Below are 24,788 nucleotides of genomic sequence, written 5' to 3' on the forward strand. Positions count from 1 at the left end.
CGATCAGGCATCCGAGCGAACATCCTGGTGGACGTCGTGCACCTCGAGGGTGCGGGTGGCCGCCTCCCGCTTCTTCGAGCCGATGATGTCGCGGGTCTCGGCGTTGAGCGCGCGTGACGGACGTTGAGGCTCGGTCAGCGGCTCCGGCTTGATCTCGGACACGCCGCGCGTCCAGATCGTCGTGTCCGGCAGGGTGCCGGCCTGTTGCAGCACGAGACGGGCGACGTCGCGCTTGCGAACATCCTCGGCCGTCGCGGCCGCAACCTCGGCGCTGAGGCCGAGACCTTCCAGGGTCGCGCGTCCGAAGGCGAGAGCGGATTCGACCGTCTCACGCAGTTGGAAATCCACGTCTCGATTCATCAGTTCCACCGCATGCATGCGGTCATAGGCCCTGACGTAGGTCCGCACGGTCGCGAACTCCTCGTGGACGATGTCGATGATTTTCAGGGCCGCCTCACCGTCGTCGACGCAGACGCAGAGGAGTTCGGCCCGGCCGATGCCGGCGGCACGCAGCACATCGAGGCGGGTTCCGTCGCCATAATAGATGCGGAAGCCGAAGCGCGACGCGCTGCGGATCTGCTCGACATCCTTGTCGATCACCGTGACGCTGATGCCCTCGGCCAGGAGAACCTGAGTCAGGATCTGACCGAACCGGCCGAAGCCCACGACGAGGACGCGGGCCTCGGTACTCTCGATGGCTTCCGGCATCGCCTCGGGGCCTTCGGGACGGCGGGCGAGCACGGTGTCGAGGGCCTTTGCGGCGACCGGACCGACCAGCATGGTGAGGGCGGCGAGCGCGACGGCGAAGCGCGTGCTGGCCGAATCGATCAGACCGAGTTCACCGCCAGCCGGGAGCAGCACGAAGGCGAATTCGCCCGCCGGCGCGAGGATCGCGCCCCCGCGCACAGCATCGAGCCAGGGTGAGCCGAACAGGCGGAACAGCCCCGCCACCAGCGCCACCTTCAGCAGAATCGCGCCGGCCGTCGCCCCGAGAAGGGTCGGCCATTCCGACTTCAACAGACCTCCGTCGATCGACATGCCCACGCTCATGAAGAACAGGCCGAGCAGCATGCCGCGGAACGGCTCGATGTCGGCCTCGAGCTGGTGCCGAAAATTCGACTCGGCGAGCAGCACGCCCGCCAGGAAGGCGCCCATCGCCATCGACAGCCCGACATGCTCCATCAGCATCGCGGTGCCGAGCACCACCAGGAGGGCCGCCGCCGTCATCACCTCGCGGGCGCCGCTGGCCGCCAGCAGGCCGAAGAACGGATTGAGGCCGTAGCGGCCGACCAGCACAACGGCGAGGATCGCAGCCCCGACGGTTCCGGTGGATTGCAGGGCCGAGAGGAGCCAACCATCGCCTCCGCCCATGCCCGAAGAGGCGAAGAGCGGCATCAGCGCCAGGATGGCGACGACCGAAATGTCCTGGAACAGCAGCACCGCGAAAGCGCGCCCGCCATAGGGCGACCCCAGATCGCCTCGCTCCTCCAGCAATTGCAGCGCGACGGCCGTCGCCGACAGTGCGAGCGCGATGCCGATGAGCAGGCTGGCGGAGGGCTTCGCTCCCATGAGGATGCCGACACCTGCGAGCGCCGCCGAACAGACGAGCAGTTGCGTGGTGCCGAGCCCGAAGATGTCGCGGCGCATCGAGACGAGGCGCGAGATCTGCAGTTCGAGCCCGACGATGAAGAGCAGTAGCACGACGCCGAGCTCCGCAACGCTGGCGGCCGTCTCGGGCTCGGCAATGAGCGAGAAACCGAACGGGCCGATCACGACGCCGGCCACGAGGTAGCCCAGTACAGCGCTCTGCCCGATGAGGCGGAAGATCGGGACGCCGATGACCGCCGCCGACAGAAATGTCAGCACGGGTGGCAGGAAGCTGACATGAGTCGTGGCGCTTGCCATGGGAATCCGAGACTGGAGAAATCCGAGACTGGAGGAATCCAGGGCTGAAGGAGGCCAACCTCGATCGAACGTGATCCTGGAGTGCCGGGCAGGCCCGTCTTACCCACGGCCGGGCCATCCGTCACGTCCACGGGTATCCCGATGGCATCTGAGACTGGGTCCAGCGGTGCGAATCATCACCTCACACCGTCCCGGCTGGTATGGGCAGGGTCGGTGCCACCACGCCTCTCAGCGATCGTGCGGAGACCGCGTCTCGACCGAAATGCGGCCACGGCCCTGTCGACGCTCCTCACGACGTCCGATCAGGAAGCTCGATGAATCGCCTTCCAGCAGCAGCATTTCCGAATCCCACACATCCTGGCGGATTAGGCCAATGTCCTTCAACTCTCGATCGGACATCACCGAGAGTTGCCTGACCACACGGCGGTTGAGAGCGGCCCGTGACAGGCCCTCTGCGATGGCGGTCCTCAAACCAAGCACCCAAACCCTGCATCGCACCGCTGCCGCTCGGACCGCAGCTGAATGTCCGTAACGGCTGATCGTCTCTTTCCTCCGGGTTGTGGTGATGGTGTCCATGATGCGCGTCCTCCTTGATGCGCGTGCAAAGCCGCCGCGCGTCAGTCGCGAGCGCCAATGCCGAACAGTGCGGCGACGGTCCTGGCGCCGACAGGGACAATCCAGTACAATCTAGTCAAATTGTCCAGGACAAGGAGCAGGACAGATGAAGACCGTTCCGCAATCGGCACCGACGCTGGTCGAGACCGTCGCGGCCGTCATCACCGAGAAAATCGACGGGCGTCAGCTCATGCCGGGGGCACGCCTCCCCTCCGTGCGAGCCTTCGCGGAAGCCATGGGTGTCTCCAAGTCCACGGTCGTCGAAGCCTATGACCGCCTCGGAGCCGAGGGGGCGATCGTCGCGCGTCGAGGCTCCGGTTTCTACGTGGCCGGAAAGTTGCGCCCGCTCTGCCTCAAGGCAGTGGGTCCGCAACTCGATCGTGCGGTCGACCCGCTGTGGATCACCCGGCAATCGATGCAGGCCGGCTCGGATCTGGTCATGCCGGGGTCGGGCTGGCTTCCCCCAGCCTGGATGCCTGATGAGGCAGTCCGTCGAGGCCTGCGACAGCTCGCACGCGGAGCCGAAGCGAACCTCGTCGCACACGATCAGCCCCTCGGCTTTCCGCCCTTGCGCGCGCAGATCGCCCGGCGTCTGGCCGAGAAGGGGGTGGAGGCGGGCGCCGACCAGGTCGTGCTGGTCGATTCGGCAACGCAGGCCCTGGATCTGCTCTGCCGCTTCCTGCTTGAGCCGGGCGATACCGTGCTGGTCGATGACCCCTGCTACTTCAACTACCACGCCCTGCTTCGGGCACAGCGGGCGCGAATCCTGGGCGTGCCGCTGACGCCGAACGGCCCCGATTTGGCAGCCTTCGCGGCGCTGCTGGCAGAACACCGGCCGCGCTTCTACGTCATCAATTCCGCGCTCCAGAACCCCACCGGCTCGACCCTTTCCCCCGCTGTTGCGCACCGCATCCTCAAGCTTGCCGAAGCGCACGACACCCTCATCATCGAGGACGACATCTTCGGGGATTTCGAGAGTGAGCCGTCTCCGCGCCTTGCCGGGTTCGACGGGCTCGAGCGGGTGATCCAGATCGGCAGCTTCTCGAAGACCCTTTCCGCTGCCATCCGCTGCGGGTTCATCGCCCTGCGCGATGATTGGGTTGAGCCGCTCGTCGACCTGAAGCTCGCCATGAGCCTGGGCAACAGCCATCTGTCGGCGAGCCTGATGCATGGCCTCCTCACCGATGGGACCTATCGTCGGCACCTCGCAGACGTCCGGGAGAAGCTCGGACGGGCCATGGCGCCGGCCCTGCGGCAGCTGGAGGGCTGCGGCCTCAAGGCTTGGCTGGAGCCGTCAGGCGGGTTCTTCCTCTGGATGCGTCTGCCCGACGGCCTCGACTCGGCCGATGTCGCCCGGTGCGCCCTGGCACGCGGGCTCGTGCTCGCCCCGGGGGGAGCCTTCAGCCCGTCGTCGCTGAGCAACCGCTTCCTGCGCTTCAACGTGGCCCAGTGTGCCGATCCCCGGATGGTCCCCCTGCTGAAAGCAGCCTTGGCCGAATGCGCAGCCGTACGCCCCCTTCCGGCGACCCGAGGGCATGTTCCTGGCGCGTCCTCCGACGCTTGAACGCCATACGGACCCGCTTTCGTGGCACCGCAGGTGCCTGTCCGGGAGTTTTCCGCTATGACAGGTTGACAGGGGCGTCCCCGCCTCGCCACATCCCGGCTATCATGAGCGACGCGAATCTGACGACCTCCCCCGTTTCCGGCGAAGCGGTCAAGCCGCCCCTGGAGATCCTGCTTTGCGCACCACGTGGCTTCTGCGCCGGTGTGGTGCGGGCGATCGACGTGGTGGAGCGGGCGCTCGCCATCTACGGACCTCCGGTCTACGTCCGTCATGAGATCGTCCACAACAAGTACGTGGTCGAGAGCCTAAAGCGGAAGGGCGCAGTGTTCGTGCGCGAACTCGATGAGGTTCCCGACGGCTCCGCCCCGGTGATCTTTTCGGCCCATGGCGTGGCCAAGACCGTTCCTCACAACGCCGATTCCCGCGGTCTCACCACCATCGACGCGACCTGCCCGCTGGTAACCAAGGTCCACCGCGAGGCGGAAATCCATCACAAGCGCGGGCGCCATGTGCTGCTCGTCGGCCATTCCGGCCACCCCGAGGTCGTCGGGACCATGGGTCAGTTGCCGAAAGGCTCGATCACTCTGGTCGAGGATCTGGAGCAGATCGCGGCCCTCGAGCCGGAGAACCGCGACAACCTCGCCTGGGTGACGCAGACGACCCTGTCGGTCGACGACACCCACCACATCGTGGAAGCGCTCAAGAAGAAGTTCCCGACCATCACCGGGCCGCATAAGGACGATATCTGCTACGCGACCACCAATCGCCAGGAAGCGGTGAAGCAGGTGGCACCGCTGGTCGACGCCGTCATCGTGGTCGGTTCGTCGAACTCGTCGAACTCGCAGCGCCTGCGGGAGGTCGCCGAACGCGTCGGCTGCCCCATCACACGCCTGGTGTTGCGGGCCGAGGAGATCGACTGGCCTGCCTTCGAAGGCATTCGCAAGCTCGGCCTCACGGCTGGCGCTTCCGCACCAGAAGTGCTGGTCGAGGAAATTATCGATGCCTTCGCGGCCCGCTACACGGTCACGGTGGATACGGTTTCGACGGTCGTGGAGGACATGTCCTTCCCGCTGCCACGCGAGTTGCGCAGCGAAGCCGCCGAATAAGCCTCACGTCCATTTGGAAAATTGCCGTCAGCAAGGGCGCCATCTGGCGCCCTTGTCCTTTTCGTCCCTAAGAATTCAAGCGAAGCGCAGTGGCTGTCTACACAGAGGTCTCCGACGCGGCGCTGACCGCCTTCCTAGCCGCCTACAACATCGGCACCCTGCTGTCGTACAAGGGCATCGCCGAAGGAGTGGAGAACACCAACTACTTCCTACACACCACCGGCGGCACCTTCATTCTCACCCTCTACGAAAAGCGGGTGCGCGCCGACGATTTGCCGTTCTTCCTGAACCTGATGGAGCATCTCGCTGCGCGGGGCCTTGCCTGCCCGCAGCCGATCCGCGACCGGGCCGGGATCGCACTGGGAGAGCTTTGCGGCAAGCCGGCGGTGATCGTCACGTTTCTTGAGGGCGTGTCGGTCAAGCGCCCCGGGATCGACCATTGCCGGGCCCTCGGCGGAGCGCTTGCGGGTCTGCACGCCGCCGGCGCCGACTTCGGCATGCGTCGCGCCAACAATCTCTCAGTGGAAGCCTGGGAGCCGCTGTTTCACCTGGCGGAGCCAGAGGCCGATAGAGTCTCGCCGGGCCTCGGCGAGCGCATCGCCGGCGACCTTGCCATCCTTGAGGCCGGCTGGCCCTCGGGACTGCCCTCCGGGGTGATCCATGCCGACTTGTTCACCGACAATGTCTTTTTCATCGGCGACGATCTGTCGGGCCTGATCGATTTCTATTTCGCTTGCACCGACGCGTTCGCGTACGATCTCGCGATCTGCCTGAATGCTTGGTGCTTCGACGCGGACGGAACGTTCCATCGCGAGATGGGCGCGGCGCTGATCGCGGGCTACGAGGCGGTGCGTCCGCTGACCCCCGCAGAGGTCGAAGCCTTGCCGATCCTGTGCCGGGGTGCCGCCCTGCGTTTCCTACTCACCCGCCTCGTCGACTGGCTCAACGTGCCGCCGGGAGCCCTGGTTCAGCCGAAGGACCCGCTGGAATACGACCGCCGGCTGACCTTCCACCGGAGCATCACGCACGCGCGGGATTACGGTTGGGGCGGGGTGGCCTCGGCCTGACGACACCGACGGCTCGCTGCCCCACCACCCTGAGCCCGCCACATGGGGCACAGGATGGTGCGGTATCGTCGGGCGCCAGAGAGGTGCCCGGAGGCGAAGGATCTTCAGATTACCTTAAGCAGGGCATCGACGCCCGAGATCTCGGTCTTGGCCGGGGAATCCTCCACGTTCAGGATGCGGACGACGCCGTCATCGACGAGCATGGCGTAGCGCTTCGAACGAGGCCCGAGGCCGAAACCGGCGCCATCCATGTCCAGGCCGATGGCCTTGGCGAACTCGGCGTTGCCGTCCGCGAGAAACTCGAGGCTCTCTGCACCGCTGGCCTTCTGCCAGGCGTCGAGAACGAACACATCGTTGACGGAGGTGATTGCGATCGCGTCGATGCCCCGTGCCTTGATCTCCGCCTGCTTCTCGACAAAACCGGGCAGATGGTTGCGGTGACAGCTGGGCGTGAAGGCGCCCGGGACGCCGACGAGAACAACGCGGCGCCCCTTGAAGAGGTCATCGGTGGTCTTGGCTTCCGGTCCGTCCGTGCCGCTCACACGAAACGTCACCTGGGGGAGGTGGTCGCCAACCTGAATGGTCATCCGTCGTCTCCTGAAGATCGCTGGGGCACCCGAACCATCGGGACCCTGGTCGTGCCACGCATTCCGGCCGTGCGGAACCCGTTGCCCCGCCGCGCAGGCCCGCTTCGCACCGCGCTCGAGCCCCACGAAAAACCGTCTAGCTCGCAGGAGTTAGCGTGTCGAGTTGCAGATCTGTTGCGTCGAGTGCGGCCGGCCTCGGACGTGACCCGGTGGCCCATCCGACACGGCTGCGCCCTGGACAAAGCCGCCATGCGGCGTAGCATGCCGGCATGCAGACGCCTCGACCCCGTGCGGGTGATCCCGCCTATCTCGACGGTCAGTTCCTGGTAGCGATGCCGGGGCTTACGGACTCGCGGTTCGCGCGTTCGGTCATCTACCTGTGCGCCCATTCGGCCGATGGAGCGATGGGGATCATCCTGAACAAGGCGGTATCCGACCTCAATATGCCGGACCTGCTGATTCAGCTCGACATCGCCAGCGAAACCGACGCCATCCGCCTTCGTGAGCGCGTCGGGCACATGCCCGTCCTGATGGGTGGCCCGGTCGACGCCAAGCGCGGCTTCGTCCTCCACACCGATGATTTCCACATCGATCAATCGACATTGATCATCGATGACGGGATCTGCCTGACTGCGACCGTCGACATCTTGCGGGCGATCGCGGCGGGCGATGGTCCCGCAAGCGCGGTCCTGGCCCTCGGTTATGCCGGGTGGCAGGCTGGCCAACTGGAGGATGAGATCCTGGCCAACGGATGGCTGGTTTGCCCGGCCGATCCCGACATGATCTTCCATACGGCGCTCGACGCCAAATATGAGCGGACTCTTCGCAACAACGGCATCGACCTCGCGATGCTCTCCGTCAGCGCAGGCCATAGCTGAGCTAAGCCAAGTTTTACGGCTCGACGAAGGGTGCTCCACCGGAGTCTGGGTTCATGCCTTCCACCGGGGGCTTACGGCGCGGGCGGGGTGGGGTCGCCGAGGCGCTCGGTGCCGCCGTGCCGATCGTGACGCCAAGACGGGTGGCGAGGGCGAGCGCCCGCGCCTCGGTGAAGCGTAGATTGCAGAAACCGTGTGTGCCCTCTCGGGCGTAGGTCCGGCACATCTGCTCCCGATCCGAGGAAAAGGCGGCCTGCTCCGTCACCACTGGACGCAGATCCGAGCCCCGGAGACGTTGGCTCATCAGCTTGTAGTTTTCTCGCACCGCCCGGTCGGCCCCTCCGCGCGCAGCCTCGAACTCGCCGGCCCGTGGAAGCAAGGTCGCGGCGGCAGGCCCCCAGAGGCCGTTCGGGGTCGTGGCGCAATCGTCTGCCGCGAAGGTGCAATTCGGCCCGGAGAGCGACCGAACCAGCACGGCGCCGTCGAGCACCTCGAAGCGCAGGGGGCACTCCCCACCCGTTATTTCAAAGCGGCTGACACCCTCCGGACGTCCTTCGGAGGAGACCGCGATCGGCGCGCCGCCGTTCAGGGGAACTTTACAGGTCTCGACCGGCTGCGAAATCTTGTTGCCGGGCAGGGTGATCCGGGCCGTCGTGCCACCGCCTGCCTTTTCCAGCTTGAGGCTTCCATTGAGGCCATTGAGCTGCAGGTCCTGCCCCATCACGCTCTCCTCCGATGGAGCCTTGAGCACCACGGGCTGCCGCGGCGCCGGAGGGGCACGAGGGATATCGGCGGCTGGCGGCGGCGCTTCGCCCGGGGCACCCGGCGGCGGAGCCCCGGGTGCGGTGGGAACCCCACGCGGCGGTACCGGAGGCTTGGCAGCACGCCCGATACCGAACAACTCCTCGAAGAACGACTGAGCGGATGTCGGTTGAGGCATCAACGCCAGCACCGGCAGAAGGAGAAGCACGCGGGTCAGACGCATCGAGACTTTCGGGCCTATGGCAGGGGAGGTACAGGACTGCGCAGCCAAGCATGTTTACCTCATGCTTACCATGCGTGAACCGCCCAGCCGCGGCGGCGACGACACTTTAGCACTGAGCGGATCCTAGTCTGAAGCCGTGGCACGATCCGATCCGCAGCGTGAGCGAACGGCAGACACGACACCTTGGAAACTCCAAGGCGCTGAGACGGGTAACGCGTTTTGCCCGGATCGGATGCACCTCGTCGCGGCACTTCGCCTTGCGGCCCTGAGGCACCCTTCTTATATCGGCCGAGACGCGGGATTAAGACCCGGCTCCGCACCGTTCCGGGGCGCGAACCGGTGCCCGAACCCGTTCTCATACATTCAGTTTCGCACAGCCATGGGCCGAGCTGCTTCGGGGCTCGGCGGTCTGCTTGACCAAACGACAACAGAGGGATCCCACCATGGGTAAGGTTATCGGTATCGATCTCGGCACCACCAATTCCTGCGTGGCCGTCATGGAGGGCACGCAGCCCAAGGTCGTCGAGAATTCGGAAGGTGCGCGGACCACGCCGTCCATCGTTGCCTTCACCGACGAGGGCGAGCGACTCGTCGGCCAGCCGGCCAAGCGCCAGGCGGTTACGAACCCCGAGCGCACCTTTTTCGCCATCAAGCGTCTCGTCGGTCGCACGTATGACGACCCGATGACGCAGAAGGACAAGGGCTTGGTTCCCTACTCGATCGTGCGCGGCGACAACGGCGACGCCTGGGTCGAGGCGGACGGCAAGAAATACTCGCCGTCGCAGATCTCGGCCTTCACCCTTCAGAAGATGAAGGAGACGGCAGAGGCGCACCTCGGGCAGCCCGTGACCCAGGCCGTAATCACCGTGCCGGCCTACTTCAACGATGCTCAGCGTCAGGCCACCAAGGATGCCGGCAAGATCGCTGGTCTCGAAGTGCTGCGTATCATCAACGAGCCCACTGCGGCGGCCCTTGCGTACGGCCTGGATAAAAAGAAGGCCGGCACCATCGCGGTCTACGATCTTGGCGGTGGCACCTTCGACGTCTCGATCCTTGAGATCGGCGACGGCGTGTTCGAGGTGAAGTCCACCAATGGCGACACCTTCCTCGGCGGAGAAGACTTCGACAACCGCGTGGTCGAGTACCTGTCGGCGGAGTTCAAGCGTGAACAGGGCATTGACCTGACCAAGGACAAGCTCGCGCTTCAGCGCCTAAAAGAGGCGGCCGAAAAGGCGAAGATCGAGTTGTCTTCGGCGACGCAGACCGAGATCAACCTGCCCTACATCACGGCCGACGCTTCGGGACCGAAGCATCTCGCGCTGAAGCTCAGCCGCGCCAAGTTCGAGTCGCTCGTGGACGATCTCGTCCAGCGGACGATCGAACCGTGCCGCAAGGCGCTGAAGGATGCGGGTGTTTCGGCGTCCGAGATCGATGAAGTCGTTCTCGTCGGCGGCATGATCCGCATGCCGAAGATCCAGGAAGTCGTGAAGTCGTTCTTTGGCAAGGAGCCCCACAAGGGCGTCAATCCGGATGAGGTCGTGGCGATCGGTGCTGCCGTCCAGGCCGGCGTGCTTCAGGGCGACGTCAAGGATGTGCTGCTCCTCGATGTCACGCCGCTGTCGCTCGGCATCGAGACCCTTGGCGGCGTCTTCACCCGCCTGATCGACCGCAACACCACGATCCCGACGAAGAAGTCCCAGACCTTCTCGACGGCCGAGGACAATCAGAACGCGGTCACGATCCGGGTCTTCCAGGGCGAGCGCGAGATGGCGGCCGACAACAAACTGCTCGGCCAGTTCGACCTGATGGGCATTCCCCCGGCGCCGCGCGGCATGCCGCAAATCGAGGTGACATTCGACATCGACGCCAACGGCATCGTCAACGTGACGGCCAAGGACAAGGCGACGAACAAGGAGCATCAGATCCGGATCCAGGCCTCAGGCGGCCTGTCGGATGCCGACATCGAGCGGATGGTGAAGGACGCCGAAGCAAACGCTGAGGCCGACAAGAAGCGCCGAGAACTGGTTGAGGTGAAGAACCAGGGTGAGAGCCTCGTCCATGCCACCGAGAAATCGGTGAAAGAATATGGCGACAAGGTCTCGTCCGACGACAAGGGTGCCATCGAGACTGCGATCACCTCTTTGCGGACTGCTCTTGAGGGCGAGGACGTCGAGGTCATCAAGGCGCGCACCACCGATGTGATGCAGGCTTCGATGAAGCTCGGCGAGGCAATGTACGCCGCCAACCAGGCCGGTGAGGCGGGTGCTGCACCGGGCGCCGACGAGGCGAAGAAGGACGACGTCATCGATGCCGACTTCCAAGAAGTCGATGACAAGGACCAGAAGAAGCGGGCATAACGCCTGCATCTGAAAGCGGGGCCGGAGCGATCCGGCCCCGTGTCATGTCTGGGTCCCTTCCACGTGTGCGATGGGGTCGGGACAGCGCTCCTGCAATCATGAAGACGGCGCGGTCCTGTTGGATCGGCGCGCCGGGGGACTTTGAGGACGGGAATGTCGAAGCGGGACTATTACGAGATTCTGGGCGTCTCCAAGACCGCAACCGACGGCGAGATGAAGATCGCCTTCCGTAAACTTGCCATGACCTACCACCCGGACCGCAATCCCGGGAATTCAGAGGCCGAGCTCAAGTTCAAGGAAATCAACGAAGCCTATCAGTGCCTTTCGGACGGCCAAAAACGCGCAGCCTACGACCGTTTCGGCCATGCGGCTTTCCAGCAGGGCGGCGGGGGAGGACCCGGGTTCGGCAACGAATTCGGCGACTTCATGTCGGATATCTTCGACAATTTCTTCGGCGACGGTCGCGCGGCTCCGGGAGCTGGACGTGGGGGCGCACGCAGTGGCCCCGCCCGGGAGCGAGGCGCCGATCTTCGGTACAATCTCGAGATTTCCTTGGAGGAAGCCTTCAGCGGCAAAGCCGAGACCATCAAGATGGCGACGTCGGTCACCTGTGAGGTCTGCTCCGGGTCCGGTGCCAAGGCGGGCTCGAAGCCGCGCCCCTGTCAGACCTGTGGTGGATACGGCCGCGTGCGCGCGGCGCAAGGCTTCTTCGCGATCGAACGCACCTGTCCGAATTGCCATGGGCGCGGCGAGGTGATCGACGATCCCTGCACGGCCTGCAGTGGGGCGGGTCGCGTCACACGGGAGCGCACGCTCTCTATCAATGTGCCGGCTGGTGTCGATGATGGACTGCGGATCCGCCTTGCCGGGGAGGGCGAGACCGGCCTGCGAGGCGGACCGGCAGGCGACCTTTACGTTTTCCTGTCGATCAAGCCGCACGAGTTCTTCCAGCGGGATGGGGCGGACCTGTTCTGCCGCGTGCCGATCTCGATGGTGACCGCCGCCCTTTCCGGCGAGATCACCGTTCCGGTGATCGACGGCTCGCAGACGCAGGTCCGGATCCCGGCGGGTACCCAGACGGCGAAGCAGTTCCGCATCAAGGCTAAGGGCATGCCGGTGCTTCGCTCACGCGATGTTGGAGATCTCTACATTCAGGTTTTTGTCGAGACGCCGCAGAACCTCTCCAAACGCCAGCGTGAACTTCTCCAGGAATTCGATCAAACTGCGTCGGATGAGAACCATCCGGAGAGCGCAGGCTTCTTTTCGAAAGTTAAGGACTTCTTCGACGGACTTGGCGGTACCGCCCGTACTTGAGTCATCACAAACCTGCGGATCAAATTGACGCGGCCCCGGTTATCGGATGTGGCGTGCCGGCACCGCCACCCCAATCGTTGTGTGCGCCGGGGCCTGTTCCATGGATGCGAGCTTGACTGCCGAAGAGCTTCGTCGTCTAGCCTTTCCCTCCCACCCGTGATCTGAGGACATAGGGTCTTGCCGCCGCTACGCCGCCCCAGCGCAAAAGCCGACCTCGCCTCCGGTGCCAACCGTACGCGACGGGACCCGCTGGAGGACGAGGCGCGATTTCTACGCTCCTGGTTCGAGCGACCGCTCGTCACCGGAGCCGTGACCCCCTCGGGCAAGATGCTCGCGCGGACCATGGCGTCCTATGTCGACCCGCGCGTCACCGGTCCGGTCATCGAACTCGGTCCCGGTACGGGTCCGGTGACGGAAGCCCTGATCCGCCGCGGCATCGAACAGGAGCGTCTGATCCTGGTCGAGTACAATCCCGATTTCTGCAAGCTTCTCCAGAAACGCTTCCCGCGCGCGACGATCGTTCGTGGTGACGCTTACAACATCCGCGAGACCCTCGGCGGGATGCTGTCGGACAAAGCTGCAGCGATGGTCTCAAGCCTGCCGCTGTTCACAAAACCCCTGGAGCAACGCCTCGATCTGCTCAACGCTGCTCACGCGATGATGCACGCCAATGCGCCGTTCGTACAATTCACCTACGCTGTGGTGCCGCCCATCCCGGCACGCTGCGATGCCGGCACCTACACGGCGAGCCGATCGAATCGGGTCTGGCTCAACCTGCCGCCTGCGCGCGTCTGGGTCTACCGCCGCCCCTGACCCATACGCCCGGAAGATCAAATCCGAACGGAAGCTGAAGGGCGAGCTGGGGTTGGGTTCAGGGCTTTCCCTCTATCTCCGAGGTGAGAGCGGGAGGCGCCCGCTCGTTCGAGATAGGATCCGACCATGACCACATCCCCCATGGGATCGATGCGGGCCGTCAAGGCCTCAATCGTGGTGGCTGCCCTCGCGTGCGGCCTGGCGGCCGGAAGTCCGGCCACCGCCATGCCTGCGTTCGCACCCCCTGCCGCTTCGGAGCCGGCTGCGATCAGCACCGTTCAGTACTGGGGTGGGCATGGCGGATGGGGACATCACCGTCACCATGATCGCTACGATGGCGGTCACGAGCGGGGACGCCATCGCGGATGGGGGCACCGCCGTCATGGCTGGGATCATCACGGTGGCTGGGATGAGCGCCGCGGCTGGCACGAGCGCCGGCACCACCATCGTGGCCATGGCCGTTACGAGTACTAAGAGCGGCGATTCCAGCTCCCGGCGACTGCGCCCCGTAGAAACCGGGACGTCGTCATTCGGCGATCCGCTCGAGGATGGCGTCGGGCTCTGACATCGGGGCGGGATCGATGCGATAGGCTGCGGACACGGCGATTTCTGCCCGGTCCGCGGCGGTCGCATCGGGCGCATGGATCATTGCGAGCATCTCGCCCCGCTCCACTCGCGCACCGACCCGAGGAAGCCGGGTCAGACCGACCCGAGGGTCGATATCATCCTGGGGGCGAGTTCGCCCCCCCCCGAGCTCGATGACGGCCAGCCCCAACTCGCGGGTGACCACCGCGGTCACAAACCCACTCGTAGGCGCCGCGATGGTCCGGATGACAGGAGCCACCGGCAGATGGCGCCCCGGACTCTCGACAAGATCGCTCGGGCCTCCAAGCGCGGCGACCATCCGACCGAAGGTTTCGGTCGCACGGCCGGAAGCCAGGGCTTTCTCCAAGGCTGTTACGGCGTCTGCGATATCAGCACGCAGTCCGCCGATCACCAGCATTTCGGCGGCCAGTGCCATGGTGACAGCGTGGAACGCAGGCTCCCGTGATTGTCCGGTGAGATAGTCCAGGATGTAGGCGACCTCCAGGGCATTTCCGGCGGAGGAGGCGAGGGGCGAATCCATATCGGTGATCAGCGCCACCGTGGGCAGGCCGGCGCCGTTGGCGACGGCGACGATGCTGCGCGCGAGTCCTTGTGCCTCGGAACGCTGAGCCATGAAGGCTCCCGAGCCGGTCTTCACATCCATCACCAGACCATCGAGGCCAGCCGCAAGCTTCTTCGAAAGGATGGAGGCGGTGATGAGGTCGAGGGACTCGACCGTGCCGGTGACGTCGCGGATGGCGTAGAGCCGACGATCCGCGGGAGCCAGATCTGCGGTCTGCCCGATGATGGCGCAGCCGACCTCCGCGGTGACACGCCGAAAGCGGTCGAGATCGGGCGTCACATCGTAGCCCGGGATGCTCGCGAGCTTGTCGAGGGTGCCACCGGTGTGGCCGAGACCACGGCCCGAGATCATGGGCACATAGCCGCCGCAAGCCGCCACCATCGGCGCAAGCGCGAGGCTGACGGCATCTCCGACGCCCCCAGACGAGTGCTTGTCGAGAACGGGCCCGGGCAAATTCCAGTGCAGAACCGTGCCCGAGCGGGTCATGGCTTGGGTCAGGGCGACGCGCTCCGCCCGCGAAAGTCCCCGGAAAAACACCGCCATGGCGAAGGCCGCCGCCTGTCCCTCGGTGACCCGCCCATCGGTCAGGCCGGCGATGAAGTCGGCAATGTCTTCGGACGGGAGTTCGCCGCCATCGCGCTTCGCCCGGATCAGTTCCTGCGGCAGCCTCATCGGGCCGGCTCTCCGCATGCCGACACCAGTGCGGCATGCAGACTGCTGGCGCCGAGACGGACAGTGCGGGGCGAGACCCAGGCGGGTCCCATGATGCGATCGGCGAGTGCGAGATAGCGACCGGCATCGGCGACGCTGCGCAATCCGCCCGAGACCTTGAGCCCGACAGAGCGCCCATCTGCCCGGTCCCGGATGGCGAGAAGCATCGCTTCGGCCGCTTCGGGCGTAGCGGAAACCAGACTCTTACCCGTTGATGTTTTGAGGAAATCCGCGCCGGACTCGATGGCGAGGCGGCTGGCTGCGGTGATCGCCGTCGATGTCGCCAGCTCGCCGCTCTCGAGGATCACCTTGAGCAGTCGGTCGCCATCGCAGACCTCGCGGATAGCGCCGAGCATCGACCGGCATATCCCGGTCTCGCCAGCGAGGAAGCTGCGATAGGGCAGCACGAGGTCGATCTCGTGCGCGCCGTCCGCCAGGGCCTCCGTCGTGTCGTCCACCGCCCGCTCGATATCGTCGCCACCGGCGGGAAAGTTGATGACGGTGGCGATCCGCACCGGGCTGCCGGCGAGAAGCCGGGCGGCCTGGCTCACGTAATGCGGCCAGACGCAGATGGCGGTGACCCGGCTCGCGCGGGCGTCTCGGCAGAGCGTGTCGATGGCGGCTTCGGAGCAGGACTCGCTGAGATCGGTGAGGTCGAGCAACGGCAGGGCTCGCCGGGCGATGGCGGCATCGTCGGTCATCAGGGCGTCCTTGCGGGCAGGCGGGCCACGAAGGCCGCGACGAGGCGGGCGAGGTCGTCGCCGGCATCAGCGGCGACCGCCTTGGTCTCGGCATGGTGGGGATTGCCGGCGCCGATGCCGGCGCCGAGGTTGGTCACCACCGAAACGGCGGCGACGGGCAGACCGTAGAAGCGGGCCAGAATGACCTCCGGCGCCGTCGACATGCCGACGAGATCGGCGCCGAGGCGCCCGGCCATGCGGATTTCGGCTGGCGTCTCGAAGCTCGGGCCGGAGAACCAGGCGTAGATCCCGGTGTGGAGTACCAGGCCGGATTCTGCTGCTGCGGCAAGGAGATGGCTCCGGAGCGACGCGTCGTAGGCCTCGACCATGGGCACGAAGCGGCCGTCGCTCGGCTCGCCGATGAGGGGGTTGAGGCCCGACAGATTGATGTGGTCGGTGAGCGCGACGAGGCTGCCGGGACCGACCTCGGGCCGCAGCGAACCGGCCGCGTTGGTGAGAAGAAGGGCTTCTGCGCCAAGCAGTTGGGCGACGGCGAGGGGCACCCGCATGATGGCGGCGTCACCCGCCTCGTAGGCGTGCGCGCGGCCCTCGAAGACCAGAACCCGGCGGCCGGCGAGGCGGCCGGCATGCAGGCGGCCGCCGTGGCCGCTCACCCCGAGCGCCGGAAAGCCCGGAATCTGCGCGTAGGATACCGAGAGTGTTTCGTCGAGGTCACACACCCAGGCACCGAGTCCGGTCCCGGTCACGATCGCACAGGCGAACGGACCGCCGAACCCCTGGGCGCGAAGCAGGCCGGCGGCGGCCTCGACGGTCGGCTCGGGCTCACCCATGATCGAGACTCTCGGCAGAGACGAGATTTTCGGGCGAGACAGGATTCTCGGGTGAGGCGAGATTCTCGGGTGAGGCGAGGTTCTCGGGTGAAGCGAGATTCTGGGGTGAAGCGAGATTCTGGGGTGAGCCAAGATTCTCGGGTGAGCCAAGGTTCTCGGGGCCAAACGATTCGGGCAGCAGCGTCCCGAGGGTGAAGGCCGCGCGGATACCATCGGCATCGGCGACGTGGACCAGAACCGCCGGTCCGGCGAATTCGCGGATGCGCTGGCGGCAGGCGCCGCAGGGTGTCACGAGGCCGGGTCCCGGACCGAGCACCAGGAGTTCGGCGATGGCGCGACCGCCAGCCGCCACCATGGCGGCGATGGCGCCGGCCTCGGCGCAGGTCCCGACCGGATAGGCGGCGTTCTCGACGTTGCAGCCGACATGGACGGCGCCCGAGGCGTCGCGCAGGGCCGCACCGACGGGGAAGCGCGAGTAGGGCGCGTAGGCCCTGGCCTGCGCGGCCCGGGCGGCGTCGAACAGGCGGGCGAGATCCGGGTTCATGAGAGCAGGACGCGGAGCGGCATCCCGCGACTTAAGGCACCAAGTCGCGGGCCTGTCGAGGGTCGGGCGTCATCGACACCGGGCCGCCGCGCTCCTAAGACGGGGCCAGTGGGCGAATGGGCCGGGAGGCGGCAGGATCATGTTGGGACGTTTCGAGCGCGGAGCCTCCGGCGAGGCGGTGGTGGAGTACGGCGACGGCACCATGCGGGTGGTCAAGCCCGGCAGCTTCGTGCGCTGCGCGGTGACCGGCGAGCCGATCGCCCTCGACGCCCTGCGCTACTGGAGCGCCACCCTGCAGGAGGCCTATGCCAGCCCCGAGGCCGCGATGAAGCGCCTCGCCAAGACCGGGCGGCCGGCTTGACGGCGCGGTCGCCTTCGGCCCGCCAGCGGGTGCGGGGGTGATCGATTCGCCCGGTTGCCGAGCCCCAGCAACCCCGTGATCACGGACGGTCTGCGTCGAGCCCCCATCGCTTCAGGGGGATGGCGTGTGAAGCTCGGCCGCGACGAGGTCGATGAACCGCCGCACCTTGGAGGCCAGATGGCGGCGGCTGGGGTAGAGGGCACAGATCGGGATGGGTGGGGCGGCGTAGTCTGAGAGGACGACGCGCAGGCGGTCGTTCGCGATGTCCTCGTCGACGACGTAGCTCGGCAGGTAGGCGAGGCCGGCTCCGGACAAAGCGGCATCGCGCAAGGCCTCGCCGCTATCGAGCGCGAGCCGCGCACGGGGCCGGATCGCGATCGTCTTGCCCTCGGCGACGAAACGCCAGGCCCGGTGCCGCCCGGCGCTGAGATAGCTCAGGCAGGTCTGCTCGGTCAGGTCGTCCGGGTGCCGGGGCAGCGGCCGCGTGGACAGGTAGCCCGGGCTTGCCACGACGAGGTCCTGCTGACGCGTCAACGTCCTGGCGATCAGGGTCTTGGCGATCAGGCTGCCGTTCTCGCGCGGATCACCGATCCGGATCGCCAGGTCGTAGCCATCGTCGATGATGTCGTTGACCCGGTCGGTGAGACTGACCTCCGCACGCAGCTTCGGCCACGCCGCCAGGAACCGGTTGAGCACGGGCAGAACCACCACCCGTCCGAAGGTCGCCGGGGCCGTGAGGCGGAGGATGCCCTGCGGTTCGCCGCCCCCCTCGGCCAGCGACAGTTCCGCATCCTCGAGATCCGAGAGGATCTGCGTACACCGATCGAGGAAGAGGCGGCCGTCGTCGGTCAGGGCGAGGCTTCGCGTCGTGCGATGGAACAGCCGCACGCCGAGGCGGCTTTCGAGGCGCCCGACGCTCTTGGCGATCCCGGATCGCGTCATCGACCGGAGGCGCGCCGCGGCGACGAAGCTTCCGGCCTCGGCCGCGGCGACGAAAGCTGCGATGTCGCCGACATGCCCGAATGACATCCGCGCCGTTCCATCCCCGCAGTGTTGACGCCCATTCGCCAATCGCCGACGTATACCGGCCATTCGACGCAATTGACAGCACTTGCGACAAGACTTGCAACAGCACTGGACGGGTGTCTCATGGCCTTCAACGATCTCGTGACCCATCGGCTCGCACAATGGGCCGGCAGCCTGCAGGACCTTGGACCGGTCATCCTCGGCGAGACCCGGGGCGCGACGCTGGAGGAGATCCGTCGCGCCTACATCGACACGATGGCGCAGCATCCGACGCCCGAGGGCGTTCGGATCGAACCCGTCGATATGGGCGGCGTCCCGGGCACCCTGGTGACGCCGGACGACGTCGTCGGCGACCGCGTGCTGTTCTACATCCACGGCGGGGCCTACATCGTCGGAGGACCGGGCGGATATCACGGCCTGGCCGGCGCCTTCGCCAAGGCGATGAAGGCCCGCGTCTACCTGCCGGATTACCGGCTGGCTCCCGAGCATCCCTTCCCGACCCCGATCGAGGATACCTTCTCGGCCTATCGCTGGCTGATCGACCAGGGCCAGGACCCGCGTTCGGTCACCGTCGCGGGAGATTCGGCGGGTGGCGCCATGGTGGTCACCGTGATGGTCATGGCGCGCAACGCGGGCGTGCCGTTGCCGGCTGGCGGGGCCGCCCTCTCCCCATGGGCGAACCTGGAGCATACCGGCGCCTCGATGTTCAACCGCGAGGGCCTCGATCCGCTGAACACCAAGGCGGGTCTCGACCTGATGGCCCGGACCTTCCTCGGCGGGGCCTTGCCGAACAGCCCGGAGGCTTCGCCGGTCTTCGCCGACGTTCGCGGATTGCCACCGATCCTGGTGCAGATCGGCGAGGCCGAACTGATGCTCAGCGACGCCATCCGGCTCGCCAGCCATCTCGGCGAGAACCGCGTCCGGGTCTCCCTGGAGATCTGGCCGAACATGTTCCACGTCTGGCACATGTTCCAGGCCGAGCTGGCCGAGGGCCGGGCAGCGATCGGGAACGCCGCCACCTTCCTCGAACAGGCGATCGCCTCGGCGCAGGCCGGATCGTGAAATCACGGTCGAAGGGGCGGGATCGCGTGCCCGCTTCTCTCGCGGGCCGGAGGGCCGGTTCGTCGATCGGTCGTGAAGACGCGGATCGACCGTGAACCATCCTCGAGTCTGTCGTTTTGGGTGGTCGGGTCGGGATAACGGGTTTCCGCCGATCCCTGACACATTCTAGCCCGAGGCTCGGCCGAGCAGCGAGCGCAACTGCGCGAGGAGCGGCGCTTCGTCGGCGAAGGCGAGGGTGACGGGCAGGATGGCGACGCGGGCGGCGAAGGGGGCCTCGAGGCGGACGTGGTCCTTCTCGGTGGTGACGAGGTCGGCGCCGAGGCGTCGTGCCTCCGCCGTCAGCGCCGCCGCGTCGGCAGCGGCGTAGGGGTGGTGATCCGCGAAGGCGTGCCGGCCGACGAGGGTGGCGCCGGCCTCGGCGAGGCTCGAAAAGAACTTGTCGGGGCGCCCGATGCCCGCGAAGGCGAGGACGCGCCGACCCGCGAAATCGGCCCCCGGGATCAGGCGGGCGCGGTGGACCGGCAGCCCGCGCGCCCGCGCCGCCTCGGCCACGACCGCGCCGCGCGGGCCGTCGCCGATCAGCACGATCCCGTGGACGTGGCGCCACTGGCGCGACAACGGAACCCGCAGGGGGCCGGCCGGGAAAGGCCGGCCGTTGCCGAGCCCGGCTCCGGCATCGACCACGGCGAGCGACAGGGTCTTGGCCAGGCTCGGGTTCTGGAGGCCGTCATCCATCACGATGACGTCGGCGCCCTCCGCCACGCACAGGCGGGCGCCGGCCGGGCGATCGCGCGACAGGATGGTGGGAGCGGACCGCGCCAGCAGGCGAGGCTCGTCGCCGGTCTCGGCCACGGTCTGCATCGTCGGATCGACCCGGATGGGACCGGCGAGGCGTCCGCCATAGCCTCGGGTCAGGAAGGCCGGGCGGGCGCCGAGGTCGCGCAGCAGGGTCGCCAGCGCCAGCGCGGTCGGCGTCTTGCCGGCGCCCCCCAGAGTGAAGTTGCCGATGCACAGGACGGGGCAGGGCGCGGCGGCACCGGGGCGATCCATGCGGGCGGCGGTGTGGCGGCCGTAGAGGGCGCCGAGGGGCGCCAGCAGACGGGCCGCCGGGTGGCCGGGCCGCGCGTCCCAGAAGGCGGGGGGCCGCATCAGTCCGGGCTCACGAGGCGGTCATCGCCGTCAGGGTCATCTGGGCGATGAAGGGGTCGAGCACCGACAGGGTGCGGGCGACCGCGCCCTCGAAGGGCTGGAGTGCGGCGGCGCCGGCCTGGTTCAGCGCCGCAATACGGGCCCGGTCGCCCAGCAGGTCGTCCAGGGTGACGGCGAGGTCGTCGGCATCCAGCACCAGCAGGGCGCCGCCGGCGCCGTCGAGGGCGCGGTAGACCTGGGTGAAGTTGTGGACGTGCGGCCCATGCAGCACGGCGGCACACAGGCGCGTCGGCTCGATCGGGTTCTGCCCGCCATGCGGCACCAGGGAGCCGCCGAGATAGACGATGCGGCTGAGCCGATAGAACAGGCCGAGTTCGCCCAGCGTGTCGGCGACGTAGAGGTCGACGCCCCCGTGCGGGCGCCCGCCCTGCGAGCGCCGGGCGCTGCGCAGACCTTCGGCGCCGGCGCAATCGGCCACGTCGCCGCCACGGTGGGGATGGCGCGGCACGACGATGGTGAGGAGACGGGGCCAGCGCGCCCGCAGGCGGGCATGGGCGCGGGCCGCCATCGCGTCCTCGCCCGGATGGGTGCTGGCCGCGACCCAGACGGGCCGGTCGCCGATGAGATCGCGCAGGTGGGCGAGTTGCTGCCCGTCCGCCGGGGGCACCTCGGAATCGTATTTGAGATTGCCGGCGATCTCGACCCGCGGGGCACCGAGGCGGCGGAAGCGGTCGGCATCCTCGTCGGTCTGGGCGAGGCAGATCGCGATGCGGGCCAGGAGCGCCTCGGCGGTGCGCGGCGTGCGCGCCCAACCCTGGAACGAGCGCTCCGACAGCCGCGCATTGACCAGAAGCAGCGGGATGCCGCGCCGGTGCAGGGACAGGATGGTGTTCGGCCAGATCTCGGATTCGGCGATCAGCGCCAGATCGGGGCGCCAATGGGCGAGGAAGCGCTCGACCCAGCGCGGCGCATCGAGGGGCATGTACTGGTGTACGGCCCCGGCCGGCAGGCGGCGCCCGATCAGGTCGGCCGCGCTGCGCGTGCCCGTCGTGACCAGGACCGAGAAGCCGCGCGCGATCATGCCGTCGACGAGGCCGACCAGGGACAACGCCTCGCCGACGCTCGCCCCGTGCATCCAGACCAGACGCCCGAGGGGGCGGGCCCGGCCCGGCAGGCCGCGCCGCTCGGAGAGGCGGCCGCCATCCTCCTTGCCCCGGCGGGCGCGCCAGCCGAGCAGGCCCACCAGCGCCGGCTCGCCGAGATAGAGGCCGTAGCGGTAGGCCCCGAGGAGCGCCGTGAGGGGCGGGGCCTTCGCCATCGCCTTCATGCGGGCGTCCCGGCGCGGGGTTCGGCCGCGCCCCGGTCTGGATGGGTGACGCGGTCCGGATGGGTCACGCGATCATGGGGTCCGACGCGGTCGGGGCGGCCGACCAGGGTGTAGGCGCGGTCATGAACCCGGTTCATCTCGGCCTCCAGCTGCCGGCGCAGTGTTTCGAGGACATCGGGCGCGACGTCGCGGGGCACGACGATCGGGTCTCCGAACACCATCGCGCCGCGGCCGAAGGGCAGGCCGAGGCAGGCCCGGTCCCAGCTGTTGAAGCGCCAGTGCCGGCTCGTCACCACCGCCACAGGAATGATCGGCCGGCCGGAGAAGCGCGCCAGGGTGAGGATGCCGGCATCGGCGCGGCGCGAGACCTTCGGCACGTCGGCGCTGAAGGCGACCGATTCGCCGTCCTTCAAGGCCCGCAGCATGGCGCGCAGGCCCTCGGCCCCGCCCTTCGCCTTGGCGTCCCGCAGCACGCGGCCGCGCGCGCCCGAGGCCCGGATGACCCGCACGCCCATCCGGGTAAGCGCGATGGCGTTGATGTTGCCGTCGGCCGACCGGGAAATGATGGTGGCGATCCGGTCGTGCGGCCGGCGCATGAACGAGATCATCGTGTGCTGGCCGTGCCACATGCCGGCGATGAAGGGGCTGTGCCCGTCGAGCCAGGCATCGGGGCCGGCCGGCTCCACGGTGAAGCGGTTGGTGCGGCGGACCAGGCGCAGGTAGCCGCCGGCGAGGATGCCGAGGGCCTGCTGGACCGCCGGCGCGCGGCCGATGCGTTTGACGAGGCTCATCACTTCGCTTTCGCGGCGCCGAGGGGCCGGTCGCGGAGCCGTCCCGCGCCTTGCGGCGACGACCGGGACGGACGGGCAGCCGGCTGTCTAGCTCCGATCGCCGGACCGGTGCAACGCCGGGGGAAGGCCGAAACCTTCGCTTTGGGTGACAGAAAGGGGCATCCGGCGCTTGTTTGGAGCCGTTCCAATCTATAGATTGGAATCGATCTAAACAGGTCGCGAGGCTGGAGAGGATGCACGCGATGACGATGTCACAGGCCCACGGAGTCGCGGGATCGGCGGCGCCGCTCGACCCCGCAGCGGCCGAAGCGCACCGGGCTTTCGTGCTGCGCTACGTCCAGCCGGGCCTCGCCGGGCTGATCGACGGCTCGGTCTCGACCCTGGCGCCGATCTTCGCCGCCGCCTTCGCGACCCACAGCAACGGGGCGACCTTCCTGGTGGGGCTCGCCGCCTCGATCGGGGCCGGCATCAGCATGGGCTTCACCGAGGCGCTCTCGGATGACGGGCAGATCACCGGGCGGGGCACGCCGTGGATGCGCGGCCTCGTCTGCGGGGTGATGACCACGCTCGGCGGTCTCGGCCACACGCTGCCCTACGCGATCCCGGACCGGTGGCCGAACGCCTTCGGCCTCGCCACCGCCCTGGCGATCGTCGTGGTGGTGGTGGAGCTGCTGGCGATCGCGGCCATCCGCACCCGCTACATGGCGACGCCGTTCTGGCGCGCGGCGATGCAGGTGGTTCTCGGCGGCGCCCTGGTGCTGCTGACCGGGATCGCCATCGGCAGCGCGTGAGCCTTGGGGCAAGAGCCTTGGGGGCAAGAGCCTTGGGGGCAAGAGCCTTGGGGGCAAGAGCCTTGGGGGCAAGAGCCTTGGGGGCAAGAGTCTCGGGGGCGAGCAAAGCCGTGAGCCCCGGGGGCGGGTGGCGAATCGCCCCGCGAGGGTTGACCCTCGGGGTCGGATGAGGCGATGCGGAACCCCGAAATCCCGATCATCGATCGTGCACCGGGGGATGATGTTCCGCCTCGCCCACCTGACCGACCCCCATGTGGGGCCGCTGACGCGCCCGCGCCTGCGCCAGCTCCTCAGCAAGCGCGCCACCGGCTACGTGAACTGGCAGCGCGGCCGCAAGGACGCGCACGACATGGAGGTGCTGGCCGCCCTGGTGGCCGACCTCCAGGCCCAGGCGCACGACCACATCGCCTGCACCGGCGACCTGTGCAACATCGGCCTGCCGAGCGAATGGTCGACCGCCAAGGTCTTCCTCGAAGCGCTCGGCACGCCGGACGCGGTGAGCTTCGTGCCGGGCAACCACGACGCCTACGTGCGCGGCTCCCTCGAAGGGCTGCTCCTCGCCTGCGGGGCCTGGACCACGGGCGACGACGGCACGCACGGGCACTTTCCCTACCTGCGCCGGCGCGGGCCTGTCGCGCTGATCGGATTGTCCTCGGCGGTTCCGACCAAGCCCCTGATGGCGAGCGGGCGCCTCGGGCCGCAGCAGATCGCCGCGACCGAGGCCCTGCTTCGGGCGCTCGGGGCCGAGCCCGAGCCCCCCTTCCGCGTGGTGATGATCCACCATCCGTCGCATCCCGGCGGCACCTCGTCCGGGCGGGAATTGAAGGATGCGGGCGCGTTCACCGCCATGGTGGCACATGCGGGGGCGGAGTTGATCCTGCACGGGCACAACCACGTCCGCAGCGTGGCGTTCGTGGCGGGGCCGGGCGGCCGGTCGATCCCGGTGGTGGGCGCCGCCTCGGCCTCGGCTCGGGGCGATGCGCGGCACCACCGCGCGAGCTACCACCTCTATACGATCACCCGCGCGGCGGCGGGCTACACCGTCGCCGGCATGGAGCGGGGCCTGACCGAGGCCGGCACCATCGCGGATCTCGGACCCCTGGCACTGGTCCGGGCCTGAGGCGCCGGGTCGAGGGGGC

The 24,788-nt window shown here is 67.8% G+C and carries 22 protein-coding genes and 2 pseudogenes; 12 read left to right on the forward strand and 12 right to left on the reverse strand.

What is annotated here, in order from left to right; genetic code table 11:
• Nucleotides 1-3: 3 nt before the first annotated feature.
• Nucleotides 4-1,905, reverse strand: a complete 1,902-nt coding sequence (locus ACV7NL_RS13075) for a monovalent cation:proton antiporter-2 (CPA2) family protein (protein WP_463355901.1) — start codon at nucleotides 1,903-1,905, stop codon at nucleotides 4-6.
• Nucleotides 1,906-2,133: 228 nt separating this feature from the next.
• Nucleotides 2,134-2,481 (reverse strand): DUF1127 domain-containing protein, encoded by a 348-nt coding sequence (locus tag ACV7NL_RS13080; protein ID WP_463355902.1) that lies wholly within the window; start codon nucleotides 2,479-2,481, stop codon nucleotides 2,134-2,136.
• 145 nt (nucleotides 2,482-2,626) lie between these two features.
• Between ACV7NL_RS13080 and ACV7NL_RS13085 the strand changes: the two genes are divergently transcribed.
• The 3 genes from ACV7NL_RS13085 to thrB all read left to right on the forward strand — a co-directional run bounded on the left by ACV7NL_RS13085 (nucleotide 2,627) and on the right by thrB (nucleotide 6,257).
• Nucleotides 2,627-4,084, forward strand: coding sequence for an aminotransferase-like domain-containing protein (locus tag ACV7NL_RS13085; RefSeq protein WP_463355903.1), 1,458 nt, complete (start codon nucleotides 2,627-2,629; stop codon nucleotides 4,082-4,084).
• 104 nt (nucleotides 4,085-4,188) lie between these two features.
• Nucleotides 4,189-5,190 carry a 4-hydroxy-3-methylbut-2-enyl diphosphate reductase gene (gene ispH, locus ACV7NL_RS13090; protein ID WP_056182755.1) on the forward strand — a complete coding sequence of 334 codons (1,002 nt, stop codon included), beginning with the start codon at nucleotides 4,189-4,191 and terminating at the stop codon, nucleotides 5,188-5,190.
• Between the two features lie 89 nt (nucleotides 5,191-5,279).
• Nucleotides 5,280-6,257, forward strand: a complete 978-nt coding sequence (gene thrB, locus ACV7NL_RS13095) for a homoserine kinase (protein WP_463355904.1) — start codon at nucleotides 5,280-5,282, stop codon at nucleotides 6,255-6,257.
• A gap of 104 nt (nucleotides 6,258-6,361) precedes the next feature.
• Here the strand turns inward: thrB and ACV7NL_RS13100 are convergent, their stop codons facing one another.
• On the reverse strand, nucleotides 6,362-6,844 hold the full coding sequence (locus ACV7NL_RS13100) for a peroxiredoxin (RefSeq protein ID WP_056182759.1): 483 nt from the start codon (nucleotides 6,842-6,844) through the stop codon (nucleotides 6,362-6,364).
• 269 nt (nucleotides 6,845-7,113) lie between these two features.
• Here ACV7NL_RS13100 and ACV7NL_RS13105 point away from each other — a divergent pair, with 269 nt between their 5' ends.
• Nucleotides 7,114-7,722, forward strand: coding sequence for a YqgE/AlgH family protein (locus tag ACV7NL_RS13105; RefSeq protein ID WP_247636018.1), 609 nt, complete (start codon nucleotides 7,114-7,116; stop codon nucleotides 7,720-7,722).
• A 13-nt stretch (nucleotides 7,723-7,735) separates the two neighbouring features.
• Here ACV7NL_RS13105 and ACV7NL_RS13110 read toward each other — a convergent pair whose 3' ends face one another.
• The gene (locus ACV7NL_RS13110; RefSeq protein ID WP_463355905.1) at nucleotides 7,736-8,704 is read right to left on the reverse strand and encodes a hypothetical protein; all 969 of its coding nucleotides are present in this window, start codon (nucleotides 8,702-8,704) and stop codon (nucleotides 7,736-7,738) included.
• Nucleotides 8,705-9,147: 443 nt separating this feature from the next.
• Between ACV7NL_RS13110 and dnaK the strand changes: the two genes are divergently transcribed.
• The 4 genes from dnaK to ACV7NL_RS13130 all read left to right on the forward strand — a co-directional run bounded on the left by dnaK (nucleotide 9,148) and on the right by ACV7NL_RS13130 (nucleotide 13,662).
• The gene (gene dnaK, locus ACV7NL_RS13115; protein ID WP_463355906.1) at nucleotides 9,148-11,061 is read left to right on the forward strand and encodes a molecular chaperone DnaK; all 1,914 of its coding nucleotides are present in this window, start codon (nucleotides 9,148-9,150) and stop codon (nucleotides 11,059-11,061) included.
• Nucleotides 11,062-11,214: 153 nt separating this feature from the next.
• Nucleotides 11,215-12,375 carry a molecular chaperone DnaJ gene (gene dnaJ / locus ACV7NL_RS13120; RefSeq protein ID WP_056480333.1) on the forward strand — a complete coding sequence of 387 codons (1,161 nt, stop codon included), beginning with the start codon at nucleotides 11,215-11,217 and terminating at the stop codon, nucleotides 12,373-12,375.
• A 177-nt stretch (nucleotides 12,376-12,552) separates the two neighbouring features.
• Complete coding sequence (locus ACV7NL_RS13125; RefSeq protein ID WP_463355907.1) at nucleotides 12,553-13,188, forward strand: class I SAM-dependent methyltransferase; 636 nt, start codon at nucleotides 12,553-12,555, stop codon at nucleotides 13,186-13,188.
• A gap of 126 nt (nucleotides 13,189-13,314) precedes the next feature.
• Nucleotides 13,315-13,662 carry a hypothetical protein gene (locus ACV7NL_RS13130; protein WP_463355908.1) on the forward strand — a complete coding sequence of 116 codons (348 nt, stop codon included), beginning with the start codon at nucleotides 13,315-13,317 and terminating at the stop codon, nucleotides 13,660-13,662.
• A 52-nt stretch (nucleotides 13,663-13,714) separates the two neighbouring features.
• Here ACV7NL_RS13130 and deoA read toward each other — a convergent pair whose 3' ends face one another.
• The 4 genes and pseudogenes from deoA to ACV7NL_RS13150 form a co-directional block, all read right to left on the reverse strand.
• Entirely contained in the window at nucleotides 13,715-15,028 is a 1,314-nt protein-coding gene (deoA, locus tag ACV7NL_RS13135) for a thymidine phosphorylase (RefSeq protein WP_463355909.1), read from the reverse strand.
• Nucleotides 15,025-15,768, reverse strand: a complete 744-nt coding sequence (deoC, locus tag ACV7NL_RS13140; RefSeq protein WP_463355910.1) for a deoxyribose-phosphate aldolase — start codon at nucleotides 15,766-15,768, stop codon at nucleotides 15,025-15,027. The genes deoA and deoC overlap by 4 nt, the downstream gene beginning before the upstream one ends.
• Nucleotides 15,768-16,598 (reverse strand): purine-nucleoside phosphorylase, encoded by an 831-nt coding sequence (locus tag ACV7NL_RS13145; RefSeq protein ID WP_463355911.1) that lies wholly within the window; start codon nucleotides 16,596-16,598, stop codon nucleotides 15,768-15,770. The genes deoC and ACV7NL_RS13145 overlap by 1 nt, the downstream gene beginning before the upstream one ends.
• 145 nt (nucleotides 16,599-16,743) lie before the next feature.
• A pseudogene (locus tag ACV7NL_RS13150) lies at nucleotides 16,744-17,142 on the reverse strand (cytidine deaminase); the annotation flags it as partial.
• A gap of 139 nt (nucleotides 17,143-17,281) precedes the next feature.
• Between ACV7NL_RS13150 and ACV7NL_RS13155 the strand changes: the two are divergent.
• Nucleotides 17,282-17,503: a DUF2093 domain-containing protein gene (locus ACV7NL_RS13155; protein ID WP_463355912.1), complete on the forward strand. Its 222-nt coding sequence runs from the start codon at nucleotides 17,282-17,284 to the stop codon at nucleotides 17,501-17,503.
• A gap of 111 nt (nucleotides 17,504-17,614) precedes the next feature.
• Here the strand turns inward: ACV7NL_RS13155 and ACV7NL_RS13160 are convergent, their stop codons facing one another.
• Complete coding sequence (locus ACV7NL_RS13160) at nucleotides 17,615-18,532, reverse strand: LysR family transcriptional regulator (protein ID WP_463355913.1); 918 nt, start codon at nucleotides 18,530-18,532, stop codon at nucleotides 17,615-17,617.
• 120 nt (nucleotides 18,533-18,652) lie between these two features.
• Between ACV7NL_RS13160 and ACV7NL_RS13165 the strand changes: the two genes are divergently transcribed.
• Nucleotides 18,653-19,591, forward strand: a complete 939-nt coding sequence (locus ACV7NL_RS13165) for an alpha/beta hydrolase (RefSeq protein ID WP_463355914.1) — start codon at nucleotides 18,653-18,655, stop codon at nucleotides 19,589-19,591.
• Between the two features lie 165 nt (nucleotides 19,592-19,756).
• Here ACV7NL_RS13165 and lpxK read toward each other — a convergent pair whose 3' ends face one another.
• From lpxK to ACV7NL_RS13180, 3 genes are read right to left on the reverse strand one after another with little or no spacing between them, the layout of a single operon-like run.
• Nucleotides 19,757-20,740 carry a tetraacyldisaccharide 4'-kinase gene (gene lpxK / locus ACV7NL_RS13170; RefSeq protein ID WP_463355915.1) on the reverse strand — a complete coding sequence of 328 codons (984 nt, stop codon included), beginning with the start codon at nucleotides 20,738-20,740 and terminating at the stop codon, nucleotides 19,757-19,759.
• 10 nt (nucleotides 20,741-20,750) lie between these two features.
• Nucleotides 20,751-22,067: a 3-deoxy-D-manno-octulosonic acid transferase gene (locus ACV7NL_RS13175; protein WP_463355916.1), complete on the reverse strand. Its 1,317-nt coding sequence runs from the start codon at nucleotides 22,065-22,067 to the stop codon at nucleotides 20,751-20,753.
• Nucleotides 22,064-22,858, reverse strand: a complete 795-nt coding sequence (locus ACV7NL_RS13180) for a lysophospholipid acyltransferase family protein (protein ID WP_463355917.1) — start codon at nucleotides 22,856-22,858, stop codon at nucleotides 22,064-22,066. The genes ACV7NL_RS13175 and ACV7NL_RS13180 overlap by 4 nt, the downstream gene beginning before the upstream one ends.
• Before the next feature lie 215 nt (nucleotides 22,859-23,073).
• On the opposite strand from ACV7NL_RS13180, the pseudogene ACV7NL_RS13185 reads away from it, so the two are divergent.
• A pseudogene (locus ACV7NL_RS13185) lies at nucleotides 23,074-23,649 on the forward strand (VIT1/CCC1 transporter family protein); the annotation flags it as partial.
• Nucleotides 23,650-23,869: 220 nt separating this feature from the next.
• A complete protein-coding gene (locus ACV7NL_RS13190; protein WP_056182983.1) occupies nucleotides 23,870-24,769 on the forward strand; it encodes a metallophosphoesterase family protein in 900 nt (299 codons plus the stop codon).
• Nucleotides 24,770-24,788 lie beyond the last annotated feature (19 nt).

The sequence above is a fragment of the Methylobacterium sp. Ger2507 genome, from assembly GCF_055231875.1.